Annotated in this window: 14 protein-coding genes; 2 read left to right on the top strand and 12 right to left on the bottom strand. The window is 72.1% G+C overall.

Going from position 1 to position 17,909, the window contains the following annotated elements; all coding sequences use genetic code 11:
• Positions 1–117 precede the first annotated feature (117 nt).
• The 7 genes from KGS77_RS17380 to pdhA form a co-directional block, all read right to left on the bottom strand.
• Positions 118–1,125, bottom strand: a complete 1,008-nt coding sequence (locus KGS77_RS17380) for an NAD(P)H-quinone oxidoreductase (RefSeq protein WP_242582678.1) — start codon at positions 1,123–1,125, stop codon at positions 118–120.
• Between the two features lie 234 nt (positions 1,126–1,359).
• Positions 1,360–2,517, bottom strand: coding sequence for a potassium channel family protein (locus KGS77_RS17375; RefSeq protein ID WP_242582675.1), 1,158 nt, complete (start codon positions 2,515–2,517; stop codon positions 1,360–1,362).
• Positions 2,514–4,067 carry a molybdopterin molybdotransferase MoeA gene (locus KGS77_RS17370; protein ID WP_347404585.1) on the bottom strand — a complete coding sequence of 518 codons (1,554 nt, stop codon included), beginning with the start codon at positions 4,065–4,067 and terminating at the stop codon, positions 2,514–2,516. The genes KGS77_RS17375 and KGS77_RS17370 overlap by 4 nt, the downstream gene beginning before the upstream one ends.
• Positions 4,068–4,524: 457 nt before the next feature.
• Positions 4,525–5,640 (bottom strand): DUF6457 domain-containing protein, encoded by a 1,116-nt coding sequence (locus tag KGS77_RS17365; RefSeq protein WP_242587519.1) that lies wholly within the window; start codon positions 5,638–5,640, stop codon positions 4,525–4,527.
• A gap of 198 nt (positions 5,641–5,838) precedes the next feature.
• Positions 5,839–7,362: a dihydrolipoamide acetyltransferase family protein gene (locus KGS77_RS17360; RefSeq protein ID WP_242582673.1), complete on the bottom strand. Its 1,524-nt coding sequence runs from the start codon at positions 7,360–7,362 to the stop codon at positions 5,839–5,841.
• A complete protein-coding gene (locus KGS77_RS17355) occupies positions 7,362–8,396 on the bottom strand; it encodes an alpha-ketoacid dehydrogenase subunit beta (RefSeq protein ID WP_242582671.1) in 1,035 nt (344 codons plus the stop codon). Before KGS77_RS17355 ends, KGS77_RS17360 begins: the two co-directional genes overlap by 1 nt.
• Positions 8,393–9,601, bottom strand: coding sequence for a pyruvate dehydrogenase (acetyl-transferring) E1 component subunit alpha (gene pdhA / locus KGS77_RS17350; RefSeq protein WP_242582669.1), 1,209 nt, complete (start codon positions 9,599–9,601; stop codon positions 8,393–8,395). Before pdhA ends, KGS77_RS17355 begins: the two co-directional genes overlap by 4 nt.
• Positions 9,602–9,823: 222 nt before the next feature.
• On the opposite strand from pdhA, the gene KGS77_RS17345 reads away from it, so the two are divergent.
• Positions 9,824–10,315, top strand: coding sequence for an Lrp/AsnC family transcriptional regulator (locus KGS77_RS17345; protein ID WP_242582667.1), 492 nt, complete (start codon positions 9,824–9,826; stop codon positions 10,313–10,315).
• 54 nt (positions 10,316–10,369) lie between these two features.
• Here the strand turns inward: KGS77_RS17345 and KGS77_RS17340 are convergent, their stop codons facing one another.
• Both KGS77_RS17340 and KGS77_RS17335 read right to left on the bottom strand, forming a co-directional pair.
• Positions 10,370–10,957 (bottom strand): TetR/AcrR family transcriptional regulator, encoded by a 588-nt coding sequence (locus KGS77_RS17340; RefSeq protein WP_242582665.1) that lies wholly within the window; start codon positions 10,955–10,957, stop codon positions 10,370–10,372.
• Between the two features lie 11 nt (positions 10,958–10,968).
• Positions 10,969–12,480: a 3-hydroxyacyl-CoA dehydrogenase gene (locus KGS77_RS17335; protein WP_242582663.1), complete on the bottom strand. Its 1,512-nt coding sequence runs from the start codon at positions 12,478–12,480 to the stop codon at positions 10,969–10,971.
• A gap of 360 nt (positions 12,481–12,840) precedes the next feature.
• On the opposite strand from KGS77_RS17335, the gene paaN reads away from it, so the two are divergent.
• Positions 12,841–14,538, top strand: a complete 1,698-nt coding sequence (gene paaN, locus KGS77_RS17330) for a phenylacetic acid degradation protein PaaN (protein ID WP_242582661.1) — start codon at positions 12,841–12,843, stop codon at positions 14,536–14,538.
• Positions 14,539–14,679: 141 nt separating this feature from the next.
• Here paaN and KGS77_RS17325 read toward each other — a convergent pair whose 3' ends face one another.
• From KGS77_RS17325 to KGS77_RS17315, 3 genes are read right to left on the bottom strand one after another with little or no spacing between them, the layout of a single operon-like run.
• Positions 14,680–15,570 (bottom strand): TrmH family RNA methyltransferase, encoded by an 891-nt coding sequence (locus KGS77_RS17325; protein ID WP_242582659.1) that lies wholly within the window; start codon positions 15,568–15,570, stop codon positions 14,680–14,682.
• Positions 15,567–17,165 carry an HTTM domain-containing protein gene (locus KGS77_RS17320; RefSeq protein WP_242582656.1) on the bottom strand — a complete coding sequence of 533 codons (1,599 nt, stop codon included), beginning with the start codon at positions 17,163–17,165 and terminating at the stop codon, positions 15,567–15,569. The genes KGS77_RS17325 and KGS77_RS17320 overlap by 4 nt, the downstream gene beginning before the upstream one ends.
• On the bottom strand, positions 17,162–17,830 hold the full coding sequence (locus KGS77_RS17315; RefSeq protein WP_242582654.1) for a DUF5819 family protein: 669 nt from the start codon (positions 17,828–17,830) through the stop codon (positions 17,162–17,164). The genes KGS77_RS17320 and KGS77_RS17315 overlap by 4 nt, the downstream gene beginning before the upstream one ends.
• Positions 17,831–17,909: the final 79 nt, after the last annotated feature.

Below are 17,909 nucleotides of genomic sequence, written 5' to 3'. Positions count from 1 at the left end.
CCTCACATGGACCGGCATTTCCGGCATCTCGGACGAATGGGAGTGGGCGGAATAGGGGGCTGTCGGGACGGGCTATTGGGGCAGGTGTCCGACCTGACAGTCAGGCCGTGAGACCGTTCAGACCGTCAGGACGACCTTTCCGACGTGGGTGCTCGCCTCCACGATCCGGTGCGCCTCGGCGGCCTCGGTGATCGGCAGCGTACGGTCCACGATCGGCCGGACCTGCCCGTTGCCGATCAGCGGCCAGACGTGTTCGCGTACGGCCGCCACGATCGCCGCCTTCTCCTCCAGCGGTCGGCCGCGCAGCGACGTCGCGGTGACGGCGGCGCGCTTGGCCAGCAGCGTGCCGAGGTTCAGCTCCGCCTTCGTACCGCCCTGGAGGCCGATGATCGCCAGTCGCCCGTTGGCGGCCAGGGCCTTGACGTTCCGTTCCAGGTACTTGGCTCCGATGATGTCGAGGATGACGTCCGCGCCCTTGCCGTCGGTGGCCTTGCGCAGCTCCTCCACGAAGTCCTGCTCGCGGTAGTCGATGAGGACGTCCGCGCCCAGCTCGGCGCAGCGCGCCAGCTTCTCGGGGCCGCCCGCGGTCACCGCGACCCGCGCGCCTACCGCCTTGGCGAGCTGGACCGCCATCGTGCCGATGCCGCTGGAGCCGCCGTGCGCCAGCAGCGTCTCGCCGGGGCGCAAATGGGCGATCATGAAGACGTTGGACCAGACGGTGCATACGACCTCCGGCAGGGCCGCGGCCGAGACCAGGTCCAGCCCTTCCGGTACGGGCATCACCTGCCCGGCCGGCACCGCGACCCGCTCCGCGTAGCCACCGCCCGCCAGCAGCGCGCAGACCTCGTCACCGACCGACCAGCCGCCGCCCGCACCCTCCGGCCCGGGAAGACTCCCGACGCCGGGGCCGACGGCGACGATCCGGCCGGAGCACTCCAGGCCGGGATAGGGGGAGGCGCCGGGCGGCGGGTCGTAGAAACCCTGGCGCTGGAGGAGGTCCGCGCGGTTCACGGCCGTCGCCGCGACCTCGATCAGGACCTCGCCCTCGGCGGGCTGCGGATCGGGCACCTCCGCCCATACGAGGGCATCGGGACCGCCGGGCTCGGGGATGGTGATCGCTCGCATGACCGCGAGGCTACTCGTCACCGGTCGGCCGTACTACGAGGCGGACCGCCACCGGGGACTCCGGCCGTCCCGGTGGTCTCAGCTCGGTTGACCTGTCCCGGCTGACTCGTCACGGCTGACCCGCACCGGTTGCCCTGTAGCGGTTGACCCGTTCCGGTTGCCCCGTCCCGGCCGGCTCGTCCGGGCTGAGTCGTCCGGCCTCGCTCGGCTCGTACCGGTTCCGTCCTCCTGGGCTCAGTCGTCCGTACGGCGTGCCGGGGTCATGGGCGAGACGCCGCCCGGGAGCGAGGACCGGCCGGAGGCGGTGCCCTGCCGGGCGGCCGGTCCGTAACCGTCGGCCCCTGGAGCGGCGCGGACGATGGTGATCAGGCGGTCGGCGGGCTGGAGTGGGCTCGCCGCGGGATCGTCGTACCCCAGGAGGCGGTGCCCGCGCAGCACCGAGACGACCAGGTCGTCGGTCTCCCGGACCGACTTGCCCACCTCGGCCTTCACCACGGGCCGTTCCACCAGGTCCAGGCCGCTGCCCTGCTGGATCAGGTCCTCTATGACCGTACCGGCGCTGGGGCTGTGCACCGACAGGCCGAGCAGCCGGCCGGCGGCGCTGGCGGAGGTGATCACGGCGTCGGCGCCGGACTGGCGCAGCAACGGCGCGTTCTCCTCCTCCCGTACGGCCGCGACGATATTGGCCTTCTTGTTGAGCTGACGCGCCGTCAACGTGACCAGTACGGCGGTGTCGTCCCGCTGGGTGGCGATGACGATCTGGGCGGCCCGCTGGATCTCGGCCCGTACGAGTACGTCACTGCGGGTGGCGTCGCCGACCACCCCCGCGAGCCCCTCGGCGACGGCCGACTCGATCACCTTGGGGTTCGGGTCGACGATGACGATGCGCTCGCGCGTCAGGCCGGTGGCGCGCAGCGTCTGGACGGCCGAACGCCCCTTGGTGCCGAAGCCGATGACGACGGTGTGATCGCGCAAGGCGTTTCTCCAGCGGTTCAGTCGCAACTGCTCGCGGGTGCGCTCGGTGAGGACCTCAAGAGTGGTGCCGACCAGGATGATCAGGAAAAGGATACGCAGCGGCGTGATCAGCAGGATGTTCAGCAGCCGGGCGTTGTCGCCGTACGGGACGATGTCACCGTAACCGGTGGTGGAGAGCGTGACGGTGGCGTAGTAGACGCAGTCCAGGAAGTCCACCGAGCCGTCGGCGTTGTCGTGGTACTCGTCGCGGTCGATCCAGACGATCAGTACGGTCACGGCCAGGACCAGCAGGGCCATCAGGATGCGGCGGACCACCTGGCGCAGTGGGGCGGCCGGCGCGCGGCGCGGCAGGAGCACGTGGTGGGACCGGCTCTCGGGTGCCTCGCGGGCCGCCGCGTCCTGCGTGGGCAGCATCACTCGGCGCCTCCGGCGGCGGGAGGGGCGGAGGCCGGGGAGGCGGAGGCGGCAGGTGAGGCGGACGGGGTGGCGTACGGGCCGTACGGGGCGAAGCCGGGCCAGCTCGTGGACCAGGGGAGTTCCAGCAGCTCGACCTCCTCGCCGCGCTGCGCCCCGCCGGGCGGAACGACGGCCAGGGCGTCCGCGCCGGCGATGCCACGGAGCATGGCGGGCCCGCTGAAGTGCAGCGGAGCCGCCATGACGGCTTCCTCGCCGTCCTCCTGATAGGCCACCGGAACCAGCCGGGTGTCGTGGGGATGGCCTTGTACGGCGTCGGTGAGCGGCGCCGTACACGGCTCCTGCCGCGGCCGGGCCGCGAGCGTGTGCAGCAGCGGTTCGGCCAGGGTCAGCAGGCCGGAGACGGCGGCCAGCGGGTTGCCGGGCAGGCCGACGAGGTGACGGCGCGGGGCGAGGCGGGCGAGCAGCATGGGGTGGCCGGGGCGTACCGCGACACCGTCCACCAGGATCTCCGCCTCCAGGCGGCGCAGCGTGGAGTGGACGTGGTCGACGGGCCCGGAGGCCGTACCGCCGGTGGTGATCACCAGATCGGCGGTGGAGTCGGTGAGGGCGTGGCACAGCACCTCCGCGTCGTCGCCGAGATGGCGCGGAGGGGCGGTCTCGGCGCCCAGGGTGAGCAGCCAGGGGCCCAGCATCGGGCCGAGCGCGTCACGGATCCGCCCGTCGTACGGCAGACCCTCGTGCAGCAACTCGTCACCCAGGACGAGCACCTCCACGCGCGGGCGGCGGTAGGTGTCCAGGAGGTCGTACCCGGCGGCGGCGGCCAGGCCCACGACGGCCGGGGTCACCAGGGCGCCGGCGGGCAGGAGTTGGTCGCCGCGTCGGCACTCCTGGCCGCGCGGGCGGATGTCCTGGCCGGGGGGCGCGGGGGCCGGCGCGTACAGCCGGGAGCCGGCCGGGCCCAGGTCGCGGACCTCGCCGTACTCGCTGCGCAGTACGGCGGTGGCGCCGAGGGGGATACGGGCGCCGGTGGCGATGGGGACGGCGTGACCGTCGCGTAGCGCGCCCTTTTGGGCGTGACCGGCGAGGATGCCCAGTTGGCGGAGGTCTTCGTCGTACCGCTCGTCGTCGTGTCGCTCGTCGTCGGCCTGGCCGTCGCCGGGCTGGCCGTTTTGCTCGTTGGCGGGTTGCTCGTTGCCGGGTTCGGCGTCGTGTTCGGCCTCGCCATCGGCGGTCATATGGGTGGTGATGCGCCAGGGGCCCGGTCCGGAGACCGCCCAGCCGTCCATGGCGGAGGTGTCGAAGGACGGCAGGTCGGTGAGGGCGGTGAGCGGTACGGCGAGCGTACGGCCAAGAGCCTCGACGAGCGGGGAGGTGACCACCTCCAGGGGGCCGCGGGCCACCTGCCCGGCGACGGTACGGGCGGTCTGCCAGTGGGTGGGCGCGGTTGGGGCGTGAGCCGCTGCGGTATGAGCCGCTGGGGTATGGGCCGCTGGGGTATGGGCCGCTGGGGCGGGCGTTTGGGGGCTGGGCGGGGTCTGGCCGGACGGAATGCGGCCTGCCGGGGCATGGCCGGACGCGGTACGGCCGGGGGCGGCCCGGCTCTTTTCGCCCGGCGGGGGGTCGGGCTGCTCGTAGTCGAACAACGGAGTCGGCCGGCTGCGGCGCCGTCCGGTGCCGTAGAGCTGGATGGGCTCGGTGGGGTACGTGTCGGGGCCACCGGGCGGCACGGATCCGGCCCCGGACGGCTCGCCGCCGCACACCTCCGTGTCGTAGGCCGAGGGGTCGTACGGGAGGGCCGCCTCCGTCCCTTCGTCGTACGAGGTGTCCTCATACGGCTCGTCTTCGTACTGCTCGGCCTGATAGGCGTCGATACCGGTCTCCGCCTCGATGTCGTAGACCTGCTCGAAGAAGAACGGTTCCGGCGCCTTCTTATGACCGGGGCCGGGGCCGGTGCCGGTGCCGCTACCGGCGTCGGCGCCGGGGCCCGGACCAGCACCGGTGCCGCCGTCAGACTCGGAGGCAGGGCCGGAACCGGACATGGGCCCGGGCCCGGACGCGGCCCCGGACGCGGCCCCGGAACCGGTGCCGGCGGGCCCAGGCCCGGGACGCGCCGGCTCGCTGTGGCTGTTGGCCAGCGCCAGGGCGTCGTCGAACTCCGCGTCGCTCATTCCGTACGCTTCGCTTCCGGCCCGTTCCCCCGGCCGCCCCGCTACCGGTGGTTCCGGCTGTCTCCGCGGACCAGCGGTTGGCCAGCTCCGCCACCCTGCCGGCCAGCTCCGCCACGTCCCGCCCCTGCTGGGCGGCGGCGTAACCGACCAGGAAGGTCGTCAGCGGCGCGGCCGGGCGGGCCACGCCGTGTGCCGCGTCCCGCGCGAGATCGAGGAGTGCCGCCGTGTCGACATCGAGTTCGATGCCCAGTTCGGCTTTGGCTGCTGTGATCCATTCGTCCAACACGCTCCCATGCTCCCTGATACGGGCGCGCGCCGCGCTGAGGTCCTCCCAGGTGTCGCAGTCGAAGGACGCCGCGGCCGTACGGTCCTGGACCCTCCGGAGCGCCAGTCGGCCCAGCAGCGCCCGCAACGGCAGCCCGCCGAGGGCGCCGCGTTCGGCGCGCAGCCCCGCCAACTCGCGGCGCAGAGCGGCTGCCCGGTACACGGCCACCAGCGGCTGATCACGCCCCTGGGCGTCCCGCAGCACCGCACCGTCGACCGGTCGTCCCCCGCGGCCCCCGCCTGCGTCGTCCGCCTCCGGCTCCCCTCCCGCCACGGCCTCCCCGCCCTCCGTGGCCTCCCCGCCCTCCGTGATCTCCGCTCCCGCCGTGGCCTCCAGCAGGGCCCGTACGGTCGCGGCGGTGAGGAAGGGAAGGTCGGCGGACAGGACGAGCACGGCCGGAGCGGTGGTGTGCCGAAGGCCCGCCTCCAGCCCGGCGAGCGGGCCCCCGCCCGGCGGGTCCTCGACGGTCCATAGGACCGCGCGGCCGGTGGGACGCCGGGGCCCCACCACGACGGTGGCCGCCGCGTCGGGACAGGCGCCCAGCACCCGGTCCAGGAGCGAACGTCCCCCGACCGACAGGGCGGGCTTGTCCGCCCCGCCGAGCCGCCTGGCCGCGCCCCCGGCCAGCACAACGGCGTCGTACGCGTACCGGTGCCCGTGCCCGTGGCCGTACGCGGACCCGTACCCGTACGTGGACCCGTACCCATCGCCCCGGACAGAGGCACCGTGGCTGTCGTCGGTGTGGTCGCTCACCCCACGAGTATCACCGCCGAAGCCGCGCGGACGGCAGGGGCGGCGGAGACGGCGGGGACGGCGGCCACACCGGACTCACAGCGTCCGCAGCAGCCGGGCGGGCCGCTCCACACAGTCCGCGACGAACCGCAGGAACCCGCCCGCCGTACCGCCGTCGCACACCCGGTGGTCGAAGGTGAGCGAGAGCTGTACGACCTGCCGGACCGCCAACTCGCCCTCATGGACCCATGGCTTGGGTGTTATTCGCCCCACACCGAGCATCGCCGCTTCGGGGTGGTTGATGATCGGCGTGGAACCGTCCACGCCGAAGACCCCATAGTTGTTGACGGTGAACGTGCCGTGCGTGAGGTCGGCGAGGGTGAGCGTGCCGGCCCGGGCCGACTCGGTGAGCCGGGCCATCTCGGCGGACAGCTCCTCGGCCGTACGGGCATGGGCGTCCCTGACCACCGGCACCACCAGTCCGCGCTCGGTCTGCGCCGCGAATCCCAGGTGCACGGCGGGCAGCCGTACGATCTCGTTGCGCTCGGTGTCGACGGTGGAGTTGAGCGCGGGGAACCGTGCGAGCGCGGCCGTCACGATGCGTCCCATGAGCGCCAGAACGGACACCTTGGGCGCACCGGGAACGTTCATCGCCGATCGGGCGGCGAGCAGTTCGGTCGCGTCGGCGTCGACCCAGCAGGTCGCGTCGGGGATCTCCTGACGGCTGCGGCGGAACTTCTCCGCCGCGGCACCGCGCATGCCCCGCAGCGGTATCCGCTCGCCCGCCCCGGAGGCCGCCCCGGCCCGCGCCTCCTGCTGCTGGCGTTCCTTCATACGGACCGCCCGCTCGACGTCCGTACGCAGGATCAGCCCATCGGCTCCCGAGCCGGTCACCTCCCGCAGGTCCAGGCCGTGTTCGCGCGCCAGCCGCCGTACGAGGGGGGATATGACCGGCACCGCCCCCGCAGGAGCCGGCACCTCGGTCCGCTCACCACTGGTCCGCTCACCACTTGTCCGGTCGGGTCCGTTCCGGCGCCGGGACCCGCCCGCTTTCTCGGTCACGCTTCCCGCAGCCGCGCCGCCCGCCTGGGGACGGATCCGCCGGCGACGCGCGGCCGGGGCCCGGGTCCCGTACCCGACGAGCACATTGCCCGACCCGCCGTCCGGATCGCCCCCGGCATCCCGGTCGCCCCCGGCATCCCCGCTGCCACCGGCGACGGGTTTACGGGCCTTACCGGGAGCCGCGGAACCCGTACCGGATGTCCCGGGCACATCCCCCGCCGACATGCCCGCCGACGCATCCACCGACGCGCCCACCGGTGCCCCGGGCGACGTGCCGCCCCCGGCTCCCGCTGCCGCTTCCCGCGCCGCTTCCGACCCGATCGCGACCGTCAACAGCGGTGCACCAACCGGCAGTTCGGCGCCCTCCTCGCCCATCCGGGCGGTGACCACGCCCCCGTACGGGCACGGCACGTCCACCAGCGCCTTGGCCGTCTCGACCTCGACCACGGTCTGGTCGACGTCCACGACCTCGCCGACCTCGACCAGCCACCGGACGATCGTCGCCTCGGTGAGCCCTTCGCCCAGGTCGGGAAGGGCGAATTCCCGCACTTCGGCCATCAGTCCCCGCTCCCCTCGGTCCAGCCCGCCTCCCACTGGAGCCGGGCGACGGTGTCCAGGATGCGGTCCACACCCGGCAGGTGGTGCCGCTCCAGCATCGGCGGCGGATACGGGATGTCCAGACCCGCCACCCTCAGTACGGGCGCCTCCAGGTGGTGGAAGCAGCGCTCCGTGATCCGGGCGGCGATCTCGCCGCCGGGGCCGCCGAAGCCGTTCGCCTCGTGCACCACCACCGCCCGTCCGGTGCGCCGTACGGCCGCGCACACCGTCTCGTCGTCGAAGGGCATCAGCGAACGCAGGTCCAGGACTTCCAGGTCCCAGCCTTCCGCCGTGGCGGCCTCGGCGGCCTCCAGGCACACCGGGACCGAGGGCCCGTACGTGATGAGCGTGGCGCTGCGGCCGGGGCGCCGGATCTCGGCGCGCCCTATGGGGGCGACCGGCGTGGGGTTCTCAGGAGACCAGTCGTCCTTCGCCCAGTACAGGCGCTTGGGTTCGAGGAAGACCACCGGGTCGTCGGAGGCGATCGCCGCGCGCAGCATCCCGTACGCGTCGGCGACCGTGGCCGGGGTCAGGACGTGGAGACCCGGGGTCGCCAGGTAGTACGCCTCGGAGGAGTCGCTGTGGTGCTCCACGCCGCCGATCCCGCCGCCGTAGGGCACGCGGATGGTCAGCGGCAGCGGCATCGCGCCCCGGGTGCGGTTGCGCATCCGCGCGACGTGGCTGATCAACTGCTCGAAGGCCGGGTAGGCGAAGGCGTCGAACTGCATCTCCACGACGGGCCGCAGCCCGTACATGGCCATGCCGACGGCCGTACCGAGGATGCCGGCCTCGGCGAGCGGGGTGTCGCGGCAGCGGTCCTCGCCGAACTCCTCGGTGAGCCCGTCGGTGATCCGGAACACGCCGCCCAGCGCGCCCACGTCCTCGCCCATCACATGGACGGACGGATCCTCGGCCATGGCATCGCGCAGTGCCCTGTTCAGGGCCTGGGCCATGCTGGCGGGCTTGCGTCCGGTCTCCACCACGGTCGGCGTCATGGCCGGTCCTCCTGTGCTGTCCCCTCGGCGTTCGGTTCGCCGTGCGGTGCGGCGTTCGTCTCGGCTTCCAGTTCCGCCCGCAACCGCGCCGCCTGTTCCCGTAGCTGACTGGTCTGCTCGGCGTACACATGTGTGAAGAGGTCCATCGGGTCCAGGACCGGGTCCTGGTTCATACGGGCCCGCAGGTCCGCCGCCATCTCCTCGGCGCCCTCGCGGACGGCCCCGGTGAACTTCTGCGTCAACAGCCCGCGCGCCTCCAACTCGCGCTCGACCAGGGATATCGGGTCGTGCGCCCGCCACTCCTGGACCGCGCTGTCCGTGCGGTAGCGGGTGGCGTCGTCGGCGTTGGTGTGCGCCTCGATGCGGTAGGTGATGGCCTCCACGAGCGTCGGGCCCCCGCCCCGGCGCGCCCGCTCGACGGCTTCGGTGAGCACCTCGTGCACCGCGGGCGCGTCGTTGCCGTCCACCAGGTGGCCCGGCATGCCGTACCCGACCGCCTTGTGGGCCAGGGACGGCGCCGCGCTCTGCTTCTCCAGCGGCACGGAGATCGCAAAGCCGTTGTTCTGGACGAGGAAGACCACCGGCGCCTGCCATACGGCGGCGAAGTTCAGCGCCTCGTGGAAGTCGCCCTCGCTGGTGCCGCCGTCACCGACCAGCGCGAGCGCCACGACGTCATCGCCCTTCAGGCGCGCGGCGTGCGCCAGTCCCACCGCGTGCGGGAGCTGGGTGGCCAGGGGCGTGCACAGCGGTGCGATGCGGTGCTCGTGCGGGTCGTACCCCGTGTGCCAGTCGCCCCGCAGCAGCGTCAGGGCCTGTACGGGGTCCAGCCCGCGGGCGACGGCGGCCAGCGTGTCGCGGTAACTGGGGAAGAGCCAGTCCTGCTCCTTCAGGGCCAGCGCGGCGGCGATCTGGCACGCCTCCTGGCCGGTGGAGGACGGGTAGACGGCGAGCCGTCCCTGCCGGGTCAGCGCCGTGGCCTGCGTGTTGTAACGGCGCCCGCGCACCAGCCGCTCGTACAGATCGGTCAGGAATGCGGCGTCCAGGCGCCCCGCGGCGTCCGTCCCCAGCACGCGCCGGGGCTCCGCGCCGGGGAGGAGGGGGGCGGGGTCGACACGAGGCCGCCAGGCGGGCGGCGGGGCGGGCCATTGCTCCGTGTTCCTGTGGCCGAAGTCCCTGCTGCTGCCGGACTGTTCAAGGACCGTCATGACGAGCACCTCCTCGGATGAAGGGGTGGCGCGAAGCGCCGCATATGGGGTGGTGGCGGGCGACAGGCGGGAATGATGCGTAAGGCGGGAGCGGGTGTGCTCTCCCTACCGATTGTTCGGTCGCCAGCACATTTTGGCTACAGGCAGGGTCGGGCTGTGGACAAACGGTTCTCCACAGCCTGAGATGAGTACAGAGCGTCCATGAAGGGGAGGCGGGGCGGTATGGCGGACGAACAGATGGCCAGCTCCGGGGGGCGCCCGCCGGTACGCCCGCTGGACACCATCGACCGGGCGATTCTGGCCATGCTGCGGACCGACGGCCGGGCGTCGATACGCTCCGTCGCCGAGCGGGTACACGTCTCGCGCGCCAACGCCTACGCCCGCATCAACCGGCTGATCGACGACGGCGTGATCCGTGGGTTCACCGCGCGGATCGACCAGGAACGGGCCGGGCAGAGCGCGTCCGCCTACATCACGCTCAAGATCGTGCAGAACACCTGGCGTACGGTGCGCGACCAGCTCAAGGCCCTCCCCGGAGCCGCGCACATCGCCCTGGTCAGCGGTGACTTCGACGTCCTGCTGCTGGTCCACACCAAAGACACCCGCGAACTGCGGGAGCTGGTCCTCACCCGTATCCAGTCGATCCCGGAAGTGCTCAGCACCCGCACGTTACTGGTCTTCGAGGAGTCCGACATCGGCTCCGAGGTGCAGTGACGGCGCAGGGGCCTGCCCTCGACCCGTGCCCCGGGTGAGGGGGGCGGGTCCGCCTCAGTTGCGCAGACCCGCGAAGGCCGTACGGACCACGGCCTCGGCGACCTCCTCCCGGCTCGCCGCGCCACCGCGCCCCGGCCGGTACCACTCCGCGATCGAATTGATCATGCCGAAGAGCAGCCGGGTCGCCAGCCGTACGTCCACATCCGGCCGCAGGTCACCGTCGGCGGCGGCCTGCTTGAGCAGCTCGGCCACCTGGTGGTCGAACTCCCGCCGGCGCTCCATGGCCCAGCGCTCGGTGTCCGTGTTGCCCCGTACGCGCAACAGCAGGGTCACATAGGGAAGTTCGTCCATGAGCACCTCGGCCTCGCGCCTGGCCACATACTCCAGCCGGTCGATCGCCCGCCCCTCTTGCGCGCCGGGCTCCTGGAGGACCCCGAAGAGTCCGTCCAGTGCCCGGCTTATGGCACGGTGCAGCAGCTCTTCCTTACTGCGCACGTGGTGGTAGATGGAGGACTTCGAAATACCGGCCGCCTTGGAGAGGTGCTCCATGGACGTGCCGTCGTAACCGCGCTCGTTGAACACCTCGACGGCGACCGCGAGCAGCGAATCGGGCGTATAGGTGTCGCGCTTGGCCATGGTCATGATTAGAGCATCTAGTGGTTCAGCTTCAAACTGCGCCGCAGGGCCCAGGACGGTCCGTAGCGCCCGTTCGCGTACTGGTGGTGCATGGTGTCCAGCAGGTCCCACACCCAGTAGCGGCCCACGTTCTCGGCCCACTCGAAGGGGCCGCCGGGGTAGTTCACGCCCAGGCGCATGGCCGTGTCGATGTCCGCGCGGCTCGCGATGCCCCGGGCCTCGGCGTCCACGGCGAAATCCACGATCATCGCGACCGTACGGGCGACGATCATGCCCGGTACGTCGTCGATGACGCTGACTTCCTTGCCGAGCGCCTGGAAGAGGCCCACCGCCTCCCTCACGTCCCCGGGCGACGCCTCCGCACCGGGCGCCAGGGCGATGCGGGTCGCGGCCCGGTAGTCCAGCGCCAGGTCGAAGCGGATGGCCGGTCCGGACGTGTCGCCCGTGGCGGGATAGCCGTCGGTCAGGGCCAGGCGCGCACCGCCCGGCAGCCGGATGAAGCCCTCATGCTCAGCCGGCGTGCGATCCCGGGTGACCTTGATGCCGGCCTCGTCGATCAGCTCCCGCAGAACCGCGGAAGGCCCGGCGAGCTTCGCGTGCACCGCCACCGACTCCGGCGCCGGGCAGCGCTCCGCCGTGTGCGGGAGCTGTTCGGCCGCACCCTCCGCATAGTCGTACCAGCCCCGCCCCGACTTGCGGCCCAGCAGCCCGGCCGCCACGAGGTGCCGCTGTGCGAGCGACGGCGTGAACTTCGGATCCCGGAAGAACCCCTCCCACACCGAGCGCGTGACGGCCTCGTTCACATCCTGGCCGATGAGGTCCGTCAACTCGAACGGACCCATACGGAAGCCGGCGGACTCGCGCAGCACCGCGTCGATGGTGGCGGGGTCGGCGGCCCGCTCCTCGTACAGGCGCAGGGCCTCGGCGTAGAAGGGGCGGGCGATGCGGTTGACGATGAAGCCCGGAGTGTCGGCGCTCCGTACGGGCGTCTTCCCCCAGGCCGCGGCTGTCTCGTACGCGGTGGTGGCCGCCGCCGGGTCCGTCGCGAAACCGCTGACGACCTCGACGAGGGGGAGCAGCGGCGCGGGGTTGAAGAAGTGCAGGCCCACGAAGCGGCCCGGGTGGCGCAGGGCACCGGCGACGGCGGTCACCGACAGGGAGGAGGTGTTGGTGGCCAGCAGACAGTCTTCACCGACGACGTCCTCCAGGGCATGGAACAGTTCCTGCTTGGCGGTCAGTTCCTCCACGATCGCCTCGATGACGAGCGCCGCGCCGGCCAGGTCCGCGAGGCCGGTGGCGGGGGTCAGGCGGGCCCGGGCAGCGTCACGGTCCGCGGCGGCGAGCCGGCCCTTGTCGACCAGTCGGCCCAGGCGCGCGGCGATCGCGGTCGCGGCCTGCTCCGCCCGGCCCGGGGCGGCGTCGTAGAGCGTGACGCGGTGGCCCGCGACCAGGGCGACCTGGGCGATGCCCTGGCCCATGGTGCCGGTGCCGACCACGGCGACGGTGCTGCTCGGCGCGATGACTGTCATCAGGCCGCCTTCCTGTTTCGTCCCTGGTGCTTGTGGTGGTCCGTCTTGTGCTTCCGAGCTCGCGCTTCGGGCGGTCCGGGCTGCCCGTCCAAGCCTCGCCCCGACGGGCTTCCAGGCCGCTCGCAGGGGCTTTTCAAAAGTTGTCCACAGGTTCGCGAGAGCCCCTTGCCCCGACCGATCGTTCGGTTACTCTAGCTGCGTTGCCGTTCCCGTCCCAGACCCCGTTCCGCCCGCAGCGCGCCCGTGCCGCGGTCCCGTCACGACTCCGCCGCAAGTTCAGCCGGCCCCAGCCGCCGCCCCTGTTCCCGTCCCCGGTCACCGACCGTGTACCGGCCCAGCACGACGAGGAGTTGGTCATCAATGGCCGCCGAATCAACCGCCGCGCAGTTGACCGAGAAGCACCGCCCGACCCTCGACCAGGCGCTGGAAGCGATCCGCACCCGCGCGTACTGGTCGCCGCACCCCGAGCACCCCAAGGCGTACGGGGAGAACGCGGCACCGGACGGCCAGGCCGCATTCGAGGCGCTGCGCGGCCGGCGCTTCGAGCTCGACCAGCCCGGCACCGACGACTGGACGGGCTCCGAGGTCTCGCCCTACGGGCCGGAGTTGGGCATCACCTACCCGCATCCGGACGTGGACGTCCTGCTGCCCGCGATGCGCGCGGCGATCCCCGCGTGGCGGGACGCCGGCGCCCTGGTCCGCGCCGCGGTCTGCCTGGAGATCCTGGCCCGGATCAGCGCCCGTACCCATGAGTTCGCGCAGGCCGTGATGCACACCAGCGGCCAGGCGTTCATGATGGCCTTCCAGGCCGGCGGGCCGCACGCCCAGGACCGCGGCCTGGAGGCGGTCGCGTACGCCTACGCCGAGCAGACCCGCACCCCCGACAAGGCTTCGTGGTCCAAGCCCCAGGGCAAGCGGGACCCGCTCCAACTGGACAAGGAGTTCAAGCCCGTCCCGCGTGGCGTCGCCCTGGTGATCGGCTGCAACACCTTCCCCACGTGGAACGGCTACCCGGGCCTGTTCGCGTCCCTGGCCACCGGCAACCCGGTGCTGGTCAAGCCGCACCCGCGCGCCGTACTGCCGCTGGCGCTGACCGTACGGGTGGCCCGCGAGGTGCTGGGCGAGGCCGGCTTCGACCCCAACCTGGTGTGCCTGGCCGTCGACCGGCCCGACGAGGGCCTGGCCAAGACCCTGGCCGTACGGCCCGAGATCCGCGTCATCGACTACACGGGCTCCACGGCCTTCGGCGACTGGCTGGAGGCCAACGCCCGCCAGGCCGAGGTCTACACGGAGAAGGCCGGGGTCAACACCGTCGTCATCGACTCGACGGACGACTACAAGGGCATGCTCTCCAACCTGGCCTTCTCCCTGTCCCTCTACAGCGGCCAGATGTGCACCACGCCGCAGAACCTGCTCATCCCCCGGGACGGCATCGGTACGGACGCCGGCCCCAAGACCTACGACGAGGTCGTCAGCGACCTGGCCGCCGCGGTCGACGGGCTGTTGGGGGACGACGCGCGGGCCAACGCCCTGCTGGGTGCCATCGTCAATCCGCAGGTCAAGGAGCGGCTGGAGGCGGCGCCGGGGCTGGGCGAGGTGGCCCTGCCCTCGCGGGAGGTCGCCAACCCCGACTTCCCCGACGCCACGGTCCGTACGCCCGTGATCGTCAAGCTGGACGGCGCGCGCAAGCTCTGGGAGGGCGCGGGCACCGACGCACCGTATCTGACGGAGTGCTTCGGGCCGGTGTCCTTCGCGGTGGCCATGGATTCCGCGGCGGACGCGGTGGACCTGCTGCGGCGAACGACCCGGGAGAAGGGCGCGATGACCGTCGGCGCGTACACCACCTCCGAGGAGGTGGAGAAGCTGGTCGAGGAGGCGTGCCTGGAGGAGTGCGCGCAGCTCTCGCTCAACCTGACGGGCGGTGTCTATGTGAACCAGACCGCCGCCTTCTCCGACTTCCACGGTTCGGGCGGCAATCCGGCGGCCAACGCGGCGCTGTGCGACGGCGCGTTCGTGGCGAACCGCTTCAGGACGGTGGAGGTGCGCAGGCCGGCCTGAGAAGCCCGGCCGTCCAGAGGAGTGCCGTTCTCCGGACAGGAAGTCAGGAAGGTGCTTTCCGGTCTTTCTGTCCGGAGGACGGCTGACCGGTCACTCCGGCAGATCGGTCACGCCGACTGACTGGTCAGACCGGCAGATCGGTCAGGCCGGCAGATCGGTCAGGCCGCCGAGGCCGGAGAGGTCGTCCGGGACGGGCCGGCCCGCCCGCTCGGGCTGTCCGACCTGCTCGGGCCGGCCGGACAGGCCGGTCTGGCCGACCGGGCCGGTCGACGGGCTGTGGGACATCCAGTGGAACAGTCCCATGGCGACGCTCGTGGCCAGGTTGAAGCTGGAGACGCGTGGCTGCATCGGCACCGCGACCAACGCGGTCGCGCGCTCGCGCAACTGGGGGGAGATCCCCTGCCGCTCGGAGCCGAACGCCAGCACGGCGTCGTCGGGCAGGACCAGGGAACGGATGTCCGTACCTTCGGGGTCCAGGGCGTACACCGGGCCGGGCGGCAGTTCCTCCAGGGTGAGCCGCTGTACGGCGCCGGCGAAGTGGAGGCCGGCGCTGCCGCGTACCGCGTTCGGGTGCCAGGGGTCCAGGCTGCCCGTGGTGACCACGCCCGTCGCCCCGAATCCCGCCGCGAGCCGTACGACCGCACCGATATTGCCCAGGTTCCGCGGGTTCTCCAGCAGGACGACGGGCGAGCGCCGAGGGGTCCGCCGCAGCCGCGCGGTGGTCGCCCCGGCATCGGGACGTACGGCCAGGGCCGCGACGCCGGTGGGGTGCGGCTTGGGCACGAGCGAGCGCATGACCCGTGTGGGGACCTGCACGGCCGAGGCGTCCAGGGCGTCGTGGACGTCCTCGGCCAGTTCCGCCGCCAGGGCCAGCGCAGCGGCCTTGTCGTCGGTGACGACATGCCGTACGTCGCCGCCGAAGCGCAGTGCGTGCTTCAGCGCGTGGAAGCCGTCCAGGAGGACCGAGGCCGGGTCCTCGGCGCTCGCACGCCACTGCCGCACCAGAACATCCCACGCGCCACTGTCACTCATGCCTCCACTATCTCAACCGGCGTCCCGACCGCTGTTTCCACCACTGTTCCCACTGCTGCTTCTACTGCTGCTTCCACCGCCGTCCCGATCGCCGCCTCACCGGTCCGAGGGGCCGCCGGTCCGTGCGGGGCGGTGGGGGCCGGGGAGCCCGTCGGCTCGGCCGGCGCGTGCTGTCCGGACTGTCCGGGCTGTGCCGGTAGGCCGTACGGCGTGGAGCGGACGCCGGGAAGGCCGCCACCACCACCGCCGCCGCTGCCTTGCGCGGTGGCCGCCACGTCCGAGAGGGCGGGCGCCGGGTCTGATAGGGCGGGCGCCGGGTCCACCGGCAGGCCCCGGTCCCGGCCCCGGTTCAGCAGCCGGTCGCGTACGGCCGAGATCCGGGCGGCGAGCCACTTCAGGAAGTTGGTCGGCAGGAAGACCGCGTCCGCGGCGACCATCGCCAGCGAGAAGAACGGCAGCCCGAGCAGGAACGCGATCGAGAGGTGCTCGCAGATCATCACGACGAGCAGGACGTTCTTGAGCCGGCGGTTGAAGAGGGTGAAGGGGAAGGCGACCTGTACGGCCACGGTGCCGTAACTGATCAGCATGATCAGCAGGCCGTTGTCACCCAGTGCCTGGGAGAGTTCGGGCCAGGGCGAGAAGTAGTTCAGGTGCATCGGGTAGAAGACCGCAGTGCCGTCCTGCCAGCGCGACCCCTGGATCTTGTACCAGCCGGCGGTGGCGTAGATCAGGCAGACCTCGCAGACGATCACCAGCAGCGCACCGTTGTGCGCGAGTTTGGCCAGGGCGTCCAGTACGGTGCGCGGCTCGCCCGGCGCGTACCGCCGTACCGCCCACCACACCCCATGTATGAGCCACAGTCCCCATAGGGCCAGCGCCCAGCCCATCTGCGGGAAGGGGCCGTGCTCGAACCAGGTGAGCCCGTACACGCCGAGCGACTGGGCGACGGCCAGGGCCAGGCCGAGGACCGACCACAGGATGATGCCGGGCAGGTCAGGACCGGTGCCGGGCCGCGCGACGGCCTGCTGGTCGCCCGCCCGCCGTTCGTCCGCCTCCTGGTCGCCCGCCCGCCGTGCCTCCGCACGCCGAGCGGCCCGCTTCGCGCGGCGGGCGTCCAGCGACCACACCTGGCCGCAGCGGGTCAGGACCAGGTAGATCGACATCAGGTGGATGACGTTGTCACCGCCGTCACCGACGAACACGCTGCGGTTCTGCAGCGAGAGCACACCGATCATGAACAGTACGGACATGGTGCGGGTGCGCCAGCCGAGCATGAGCAGCGCGCTGGAGACGAGGGCGGCGGCGTAGACGAATTCGAACCAGCCGCGGCCGTCGGACCAGGTCAGGACCGAGAAGGCGTGGTTGTTGGCGAGGAGCCGGCGGGCCATGTCCAGGCTCCACGGGCCGTCCGGACCGTAGAGCGAGAGGCGGTTGGGCCATTCCCGCAGGAGGAAGAGGAACCAGGTGGCCGCGAAGCCGATACGGATCACGGCGGTCTGGTACGGGGCCAGCGCGCTGCCGGTGACGCGGGCGAAACCGCGGCCGATCAGGCGCTCGACGCGCGTCTCCTCGGTGGTGGCCGTCTTCGGTGTCACTGGTTCGTCGCCCCCTTGGGCAGGTCGTCGGCGGTGACCTGCCACCAGGGCAGTACGCGGTACACGGGCGTGCGGCTGATCTTCTCGTTGCTCCACGGGGGCGCGCCGACGGCCGTGGTCTCGGAGCGCACCTGGATCTGCTCGGTGCGCCCGCCGGCCGCCCACTCCTTGCCGGCGCGGGCCATCACGATGCGCCGTACATAGCGCTCGGACAGCTCTCCGCGCAGCCCGTTGGGGCGGTTCTGGGTGTCATGGGCGTTGACGAGGAACTCCCAGGCGCGGCGGAGCTGGTTCTGCTGGGTGTGGCTGGGGACGGGGTTGTGGTGGATCGCCCGGCCGTCCTGGGCGGTCAGGTCGGTCCAGCCGGTCGTCCGCGTACGTCCGTCCCGGTCCCTGACCACGGCACGGGCCTGGACCGCGATGTTCTGCTGGAGCGGGTTGGGTGCGAACAGCTTCCAGTTCTGCTCGTACTCCGGATAGACGTAGTCGCCGATCGCGTCCCCGTGCTGCTTGCTCAGCGTGTTGGGCGGCGCGACGTGCAGAAACATCATCGCGAGATGAATCGCCACGGCGAGCGCGACCGCGCCGGCCGCTACCGCTATGACCATGCGTGAGGGTAGCGAGAGCGCGGCCGTCGGCCGCGTTTCGTCCCCGTTTGCCTGCATTCCAGCCCCGTTCCCCAGATCCCGTACGAGTTTGCACCGCCACGGAACCGTACCTACGCCTTCCCACCGGGCACACCCT

This window comes from Streptomyces sp. MST-110588, from assembly GCF_022695595.1.
Taxonomy (GTDB): domain Bacteria; phylum Actinomycetota; class Actinomycetes; order Streptomycetales; family Streptomycetaceae; genus Streptomyces.
The sequence above is the reverse complement of the archived record's forward strand: the minus strand, read 5'-3'. Positions and strand labels throughout refer to the sequence as shown.